The organism is Metabacillus herbersteinensis (genome assembly GCF_042433335.1).
GTDB lineage: Bacteria > Bacillota > Bacilli > Bacillales > Bacillaceae > Metabacillus > Metabacillus herbersteinensis.
In genome coordinates this window covers 1-7,409 of record NZ_JBHLVO010000060.1, presented here as the reverse complement: position 1 = coordinate 7,409, position 7,409 = coordinate 1, and the positions used below count along the sequence as shown (strand labels likewise).

The following is a 7,409-nucleotide window of genomic DNA, read 5'->3' as shown; positions in this document are numbered from 1 at the left end:
TTATAAACTATTAAACAGGGATGAATTTAGAGAATATCTTAAGAAGGTTTTATATCGGCAAAAAAGAGGTTGGGTATCTAAAAAGTACCCAACCTCTCCTTTTTTATAAAACCCTAATGCTATGAATTACATCAATGTTGAAACGTTCAATGAGCCTAGTTAGATTTCCTCCTTGACCTAGTATTGAAAGAAGAATAGCATTATCTTGAATACCCTGGTAATCTCCAATAGCTTGTAAACCACCATTATAAGTAATAAATATGCGTTGTCCGAGACCTAATTGATCCAAAAAAGCACGGGGAAATCCTTCGTTGTCCTGTTGTCCGTCTTGTCCGCCTTTACCTTTACCTTTACCTTTAGGCATTATAGTTCACCACCTTTCTTGTCCCACTATTAACAATATATTCAGTAATAGAAATAAAGTTTGGATTAATAGAGTAAGTTAAAAATGGAATGCCCACCACTCCATGTAAAAGCCGTGCTTCTAAGTTTATGAGATATTGATGCTGAAATAATTTGGAATTCACAATCTGGAATAGCGTGAAAATTTACAAAAATGGACCGCCTTTATGGACGGTTTCAGAGGAACAAATCTTTTAACCTATTCGGGTTGCCTCAAAATGTGTGAAATCTGGGTCACTTTCAATAAAGAAAGGTGTAGGTATTCCCCCGACAAATACCTCTACTGTATCGCCGACTTGTAACTGCAGATTAGTAGACACAGATATCGACCCTAGAACGCCCGTAATATTTTCGAAAACTCCAACTCCTGGCTCGCCGTTTACAAATATCCTTAATTCTATAAATGTTTGAGCTGCAACAGGGCTAGCTAAAATACTTGCAATAATCGAATATATGCCATTTTGTCGGGGAGTAAATGTCGATGTAACCGGATTATATTCATTGTTGATATCTAATTGTTCCACTGGATATTGAACTTTCGTAAGTTCTCTAGCTGATGTAATTTGTTGATCGGTATTGTTGCTGACAGCCCTAAACGCTGATGATCTTACACCTTTTTTACCTTTACCTTTAGGCATTATGGTTCACCTCTTTTAATAGAATTTAACTACACTCTATTTATATTCAAACTTAAATATCTATGATTGTTTGCTTGTCTCTCTTTCTAGCACATTTTCGTTAAAATGATTAACGTTAACTATCACACACAAATACTTTAGTTCCTTCAGATACCAAGATATTCGATAAGTAGTCCACTTTATCAGCACTGAACTCATTCACTGAAGAACCACCGCATGGACGAAGTGGCTACGTAACCACATACGTCATTAGATAGATGAATCTATAAAAATATGTATATTTGTGTATTTTATATACATTATCAGTTTACATAACACTAAATTTTAAGAAGCTAGCAACAAACGCCAAACCCTTGATACATCTAGGATTGGCGTTTGTTCATTCTTTAGGTCTATGCAGGTTTTTATACATGCCTTATGAATCAACCTTGAAGATGCCTCACAAATGCAAAAAAAAAATCAGTATTAATACAAAAATACATTCCTCTATACACTGTTCCAGATATCGGCCCACCTACACCAGGGACTATGATGGCTACTAAAATTAGTCCTAATGTTCTGAAATTATCCTTTAGTCTTTTTTAATCTTACATAAAACTTATATTCTCCCGATTTACAGCTATAAAAGGCTCATAAATAATTCCTTATCACTTTTTTTTGCAGAAATAAAAGGATTTTCCCTTTGTCTTTCCTTCTCAAAAACATATTCATCGATCATGCCATCCTGATAAACAAAACAGCGCATACCATTTTCCATAATGCCTCTATCAAGTTTAAAGACGTCTTCTAAGTTAAAGACAAAATCATCTTTTAATTTGCTACTAATACAGTTAATTAAAGAAGTACCATTGTGCTCACATCTGTCTAATAATTGTAAAACATTCCCCAGAATATCATAAGCAAACTCAAACGTTGATTTTCTACTCCAGTCTGCTTTATTCAATTCCCCAATGATATTCCATGAGAAGGTGCCTCATTTCTCAACCTTCGGTAAGAATTATGAACGCCGGTTTAAGGATACGGATCTTTTTGAGGAGATCTTTTATCGCATTTTAAAAGAAGAAATCGATAAGAAACTGGTGGAAAGGGATCCGTGTTTATTGATTCCACCCATGTGAAGGCAAGTGCCAATAAGCGAAAACACCAAAAGAAAGTGGTTCGAAAAGAAACGAAATCTTATTCAGAGAGACTCCAAAAAGGAATCAATCAAGACCGGGAAGACCATGGAAAAAGGCAGTTTCCCCCAGATAAATTTGAACCGGAAGAGAAAGAAATTAAAGAGAGTACAACGGATCCAGAAAGTGGCTATTACATAAAAGATGAAAGAACCAAGCAATTTGCTTATTCCATGCTGCATCTGATGAGAAGGGATTCGTACTGGGAGCGATTGTCACCCCAGGTAACGTGCACGACAGTGCAGTATTTGAAACATTGCTTGATAAGTTGATAAGGTAACCAGACGTCATAAAAAACCCAAGGTCGCTGCGGCTGATGCTGCTTATAAAACCCCTCCCCTGGCTCAATATTTGAACGAACACGAAATCCGTCCTGTTTTCCCTTATACAAGGCCCAAAACGAAAGATGGATTCTTTAAGAAGAGTGAATATGTTTACGACGAACACTTTGATTGTTACATCTGCCCACAGGGACAAGTGCTTTCCTACAGTACAACGAACAAAAAAGGAAGTCAGCAGTACTTTTCGAATCCAACTATATGTAAAAACTGTCCTTTGCTTAGCCAGTGTGCTCCAAAACCACAAGAAATTGGTTGAACGACATGTCTGGCAGGACCATTTGGATGAAGCCGAGCACCTTCGACATACGGAAGAAAATAAAAGCATCTACGCCAAACGAAAAGAAACGATTGAGCGTGTATTTGTGGATGCAAAAGAAAAGCATGGAATGCGTTGGACAACGTTGAGAGGCCTCAAAAAATTGTCCAATGCAGGCGATGCTTACTTTTGCTGCCATGAACCTGGAAAAGATGGCAACCTGGACTTAGAAGCCAGCCAAAATGGTATAAAAGTGCACAATAGAGAGGTCTGCAAGCAGTCAAAGAGATCCATAAATGACAAAAGGCATCCGGATGCCTTTTGTCTACAAACTGAAGCAGCCATAACGGCTGCTCTCCTTTTGATCTCTTACTCTTTTGTTTTTCAATCTTTTGACCCTAAGGTTTTCGGCAAGTTCGGTATGGCGGCACTTGCCGCAAATGGAACAGGAACCTACGGAATGTAGGCGACAGCCGTACAGACCGTGGTTATCGTTCCATTTAATACCGAAGCGACACGTATGGAATGATTGAAAGACGCTCTTTCCTTTCTGATCAGTCCGTAGTGCTACCGCCCAAAAGAAATACCCCTTTCATCGAAAGGGGTATTTCTTTACCGTTGACTAGCTTGTTTCCGTTCATATCGTTTTTCTTTGTATCGCTGATAAAACCAAATAAGAAAGGTAAGCCAGAAGGCACTAATAAAATAACCAGCTATAACATCGCTAGGATAATGTACGCCTAAATAAATCCGACTCATTCCAATTGCGAAGATCATAAAAACGCTTAGGATGATTAAGATAGTCCTCCCCAATCGGCTGGGAATGTGTCGCCAAAGAAGGAAGGTAAGAATACCGTACAACGCAAAGGCGTTCGTTGCATGACCACTAGGGAAACTATAATTGCTTGCCTCGATTAATCGGTGTAAATCTGGACGTGCCCTATGAAAAAGCAGTTTTAACGAGACAAAGAGACCATTAGCTCCCGCGATAACCGCAATAAATAAAATCAATTCCGAAAGGTGTTTTAGAACTTTATAAAGAATAAACAAGATTAAAAGCGAAATCACCACAATTGGTTTCGTTCCACCAATGAACGTGAAAAATTTCATAATCTCCGTCAAAATGGGACCTTCAAAACCTTGAACAAATGAAATAATGGTACTGTCGAAGTGAACAATTGTATGTTTGCTAACCAGTATAGCCATAACAGCGAAACCCATAAGCGATACGAGACTTATAATAAAAGCAATCATAAGATGAACCTTTAAATTCACAGAAACATACCTCCATTCAACAAATCATGCATTTAAATTAAGGACATAAGTGCACCACCAATAGCTCCAGTTAAGACAATAACCCAAGGTGGCAGCTTCCAATACACTAGCATACTAAATAATATTGCAGCGAAAGCAAAGTCAAGAGGAGCTAAAATGGAACTGGTCCATATGGGATTTTAAAACGCTGCAATCAAGATGCCTACAACTGCTGCATTTACTCCCATCAAGGCTCCTTTTACCTTGGGATTACGGCGTAAGGAATCCCCAAAAAGACAACGTACCTACAACAGGAATGCAGGCAAGAATATGGAAAAAGTGGCTAAATTAGTTATAGTCAAAAAAAAGAGTGTCCAAAAAGTATACCCTATTAGGACTTTCACTTATTAACTAACAGAGACAATGTTGAGAAGTTAATTTTGATTTTGTTAAATTGATCCATAAAAAAATTTATCATTGAATTTTAATAACAAATCATACATACTAAAAAAAGATTTCTACTAAAGGTGGATATGTGATGGAACTAGATGTACTAACAAATAAAGAACTAGCAAAGCTATACGTTGAATATAAACAGAAAATAAAACTCCCTAAAAAAAGGAAATCATTTTATAATCTCAATAAATGTATAGAAATCAAGAAGTACTTATCCTTAATAAAATGGGAAATGGAGGAGCGTGGCTTGAAGAAAAAAGAAGCAAAAAAATTAAGCAACTTTTAAATATAACTATTAATGATAAAAAGCTCGGATTACTAATGACACATTTTTCATTGTTCCACGGACTTTTTTTCATCGCTGGAACATACACACGCATACCCCATAATCATTACTGTTTCACCTGAACCTTTACATATTGGTAATCATGAGAAAAAGAATTTTTCAAAGCATTGATTGCATCGTCAACAGCTTTTTTAGATTCAAAGGTTTCTTCGACCATCCACTTTTCTTCATTCGCTTTTCATAATCATAAAACCCTCTTCCTTTCAATGATCATTCTCTTTGAACACTTTTCTTTATTTTACTACACTACTTTGATTGAATATTTTGGAAGATTAAAAAGGTTATAACAACAATAAGCGACCTTGTTATCTCAAATCAGAATAACAGGGACTCTTACACTATTTCCTCACTCATTTCTTTTTTACCCTTTCAGTTTACTATATTGGTTAATCTATTGTTTCTCATTTTATCTTCCGACTGTTCCGGAACACTATCATAATACTGATGGAGCAAATATGTAAGGTAAGAGTTTAGTTTAAATCGATCTTTATTTACAAAATCAGACAACGTTAATTTGCTTTCTCTTTACACTATTTTACCCCCTTTATTTAACTTCCTTATCTTACTATTCTTCAAGCTATTGAAAAAAATAAATATTTAATAGCTCTGTTTCTTATTGCCTTTTTTCAAAGAAAATACCTAAAACTCAACGCCCTACTCTCCATTATCTTTACTAGATCCAAATGTAGATCTCTTTCTTTTCATAGAATCGTGTATCATTTGATTCAGACCCACCGGAAGTAAAGAATGTTGCTGATATCTGCCCGTTACTAAATATTAGTAAAGCCCGAATAAGACCACAGATGTATTGGAAAACACATCCTGAGACTGTGTTAGCTAAAAAGAGTTTTTTATAAACTTAACTAATAACGGATATGTGAGAGGAAATGAAAAGGTTCTTAGTCACCTGCTTTCAATGTGGGGATTTCGAAAATTATGATGGGAATTTAAGCGTATACATTAATCTTAGCTATTGATAGGTGATAGAAAAAATGCAGTAACAATTTTAAGATTTAAAGGGGTGTTCCACTAATGATTTACAATAAGGGGAATCTAGATGGCAAAGAAGAAACCAATGTGGATGGTGCAACAATGATTGTGCAATCACATTTAAAAGCGTGGGCTGCAATCTGGGCATGCTTTATAACACTGTCCACAATTATATTGAAATCCTTTTTGCCTGACACACAGGATTACACAATGGGATTTGCTCCAGCCGGGATTACGGCACATGTATTGAGTGTGGTCAAGGTACGTCGGTGAAATCCAAACCTGATCGTAAATGGTTTGGTTATACCGCTTTTGTACTATCTTTTCCATACCCAATGTTGAAAATTTACTGGTCTCTCGGTGGTACTCTTGGAGGTGGCCAAAGTTTCAGTCAACATTCTGCTTATGGTGAAATTCTAGTTTTTGGCGCTTGTGCATTGCTTTCCCTAGCTCTTGTGCAAAAATGGGGGCGTATTTTCCCCCGTTGGGTGCCTTTTTTTGCTGGTAAAAAAATTCCTCGATTCATTCTTATCACCGGTGGTTGGGTTGCTGCATGTTTAACAGTTCCAATGGGGTTTTTAGCAATATTTGGGTATCTGATGCAGGCAATAGGTCTCGCGGATGGTCCAGTGAGTTTCGATGGAACCGGATTGATGGTATTCATAGTATACGGAGAATGGTTGCTGTTAGGTATCGCGCTTGGTGGAGCCACCTTGGCCTATCAGCACCAAACAAGAGTCAAGTGCGTAAAATGTGGTGGCATATAGCATTTCAATTACAAGCTAACGACGGTGTGAATTCACTAGTTTGCCCCTCCAGAATATGATCGCTTATTTGTCATTACTTAAAGACATGCGCCTTATTAATTGAAAATTGACAAAGCAAATGGTTGTACCAAAATACAAAATAAAAAAGAAATACAGATCTTTCAACAACTTAAAAGTGAGCTAAAACCTTATTATAATCAGTTAGATAAGGCATGGTTCACTTAATTTTAAGGTTTTCTACTCCAGCGTCCATATCGATTTTATCATAATCCATTGTTTAACTTCCTAAAATTATTAACCTTTAATTTTCAGGAAATTAATTTCTTTTTTTCACCAAACGAACGTTGCAAGAGCATCTCCATGATACAAGGCATGCCCGCCTAAATTAAAGTAAGCTCCCTTTTTCTTATTGGAAATGGCTCGACCTCCTAAGCGATCCTGTTTTTCAATCACAATCGTTTGTTTTCCCGCTTTTGCTGCATAGATTGCAGCCGTTAACCCCGCTACTCCTCCACCCACAACTGCTACTTCATATTTTAGCATCGGAATTCATCCCTTTCGATTTTATACCCGTATGACGGGGAAGGGAGGCGGAATGTGACACAATTAAAAAAGAAATTGTGGAAGAAGCTAAAAACAAAACCATCCAAAGGTGGAATAAAATCGAGTAGGGCTCGTCATCTCTGACCACCCTCCGGGTAGAAAGGCCGCCCAATTGGCGGCTCAAACCCCCACAGAACCCGGCGTGCGGATTTCCCGCACCGGGCTCTTCAGAAATTGCTTC

Annotated in this window: 10 protein-coding genes and 2 pseudogenes; 5 read left to right on the top strand and 7 right to left on the bottom strand. The window is 37.2% G+C overall.

Going from position 1 to position 7,409, the window contains the following annotated elements:
* Positions 1–103: 103 nt before the first annotated feature.
* From ACFFIX_RS27280 to ACFFIX_RS27270, 3 genes are all read right to left on the bottom strand, one after another.
* Positions 104–364 carry a hypothetical protein gene (locus ACFFIX_RS27280; RefSeq protein ID WP_378939748.1) on the bottom strand — a complete coding sequence of 87 codons (261 nt, stop codon included), beginning with the start codon at positions 362–364 and terminating at the stop codon, positions 104–106.
* A gap of 232 nt (positions 365–596) precedes the next feature.
* Positions 597–1,040, bottom strand: a complete 444-nt coding sequence (locus ACFFIX_RS27275; protein WP_378939746.1) for a complement C1q domain-containing protein — start codon at positions 1,038–1,040, stop codon at positions 597–599.
* A 619-nt stretch (positions 1,041–1,659) separates the two neighbouring features.
* On the bottom strand, positions 1,660–1,983 hold the full coding sequence (locus tag ACFFIX_RS27270; protein WP_378939745.1) for a hypothetical protein: 324 nt from the start codon (positions 1,981–1,983) through the stop codon (positions 1,660–1,662).
* Between the two features lie 13 nt (positions 1,984–1,996).
* On the opposite strand from ACFFIX_RS27270, the pseudogene ACFFIX_RS27265 reads away from it, so the two are divergent.
* Positions 1,997–3,042 (top strand): annotated as a pseudogene (locus ACFFIX_RS27265) (IS1182 family transposase); the annotation flags it as partial.
* 23 nt (positions 3,043–3,065) lie between these two features.
* Entirely contained in the window at positions 3,066–3,278 is a 213-nt protein-coding gene (locus ACFFIX_RS27260) for a hypothetical protein (RefSeq protein WP_378939744.1), read from the top strand.
* Between the two features lie 146 nt (positions 3,279–3,424).
* Here the strand turns inward: ACFFIX_RS27260 and ACFFIX_RS27255 are convergent, their stop codons facing one another.
* Both ACFFIX_RS27255 and ACFFIX_RS27250 read right to left on the bottom strand, forming a co-directional pair.
* Entirely contained in the window at positions 3,425–4,087 is a 663-nt protein-coding gene (locus ACFFIX_RS27255) for a phosphatase PAP2 family protein (RefSeq protein ID WP_378939742.1), read from the bottom strand.
* Between the two features lie 32 nt (positions 4,088–4,119).
* Positions 4,120–4,413 (bottom strand): annotated as a pseudogene (locus ACFFIX_RS27250) (chromate transporter); the annotation flags it as partial.
* Positions 4,414–4,604: 191 nt separating this feature from the next.
* On the opposite strand from ACFFIX_RS27250, the gene ACFFIX_RS27245 reads away from it, so the two are divergent.
* The 3 genes from ACFFIX_RS27245 (at position 4,605) to ACFFIX_RS27235 (ending at position 6,625) form a co-directional block, all read left to right on the top strand.
* Positions 4,605–4,808: a hypothetical protein gene (locus tag ACFFIX_RS27245; protein ID WP_378939741.1), complete on the top strand. Its 204-nt coding sequence runs from the start codon at positions 4,605–4,607 to the stop codon at positions 4,806–4,808.
* A gap of 1,092 nt (positions 4,809–5,900) precedes the next feature.
* Positions 5,901–6,131, top strand: a complete 231-nt coding sequence (locus ACFFIX_RS27240; protein WP_378939739.1) for a hypothetical protein — start codon at positions 5,901–5,903, stop codon at positions 6,129–6,131.
* Positions 6,128–6,625: a hypothetical protein gene (locus ACFFIX_RS27235; protein ID WP_378939737.1), complete on the top strand. Its 498-nt coding sequence runs from the start codon at positions 6,128–6,130 to the stop codon at positions 6,623–6,625. The genes ACFFIX_RS27240 and ACFFIX_RS27235 overlap by 4 nt, the downstream gene beginning before the upstream one ends.
* A gap of 330 nt (positions 6,626–6,955) precedes the next feature.
* Here ACFFIX_RS27235 and ACFFIX_RS27230 read toward each other — a convergent pair whose 3' ends face one another.
* Both ACFFIX_RS27230 and ACFFIX_RS27225 read right to left on the bottom strand, forming a co-directional pair.
* Positions 6,956–7,168, bottom strand: a complete 213-nt coding sequence (locus tag ACFFIX_RS27230) for an FAD-dependent oxidoreductase (protein WP_378939736.1) — start codon at positions 7,166–7,168, stop codon at positions 6,956–6,958.
* Positions 7,155–7,409 (bottom strand): hypothetical protein (locus tag ACFFIX_RS27225; RefSeq protein WP_378939734.1); only part of this gene is annotated, 255 nt, incomplete at its 5' end. The genes ACFFIX_RS27225 and ACFFIX_RS27230, both read right to left, overlap by 14 nt.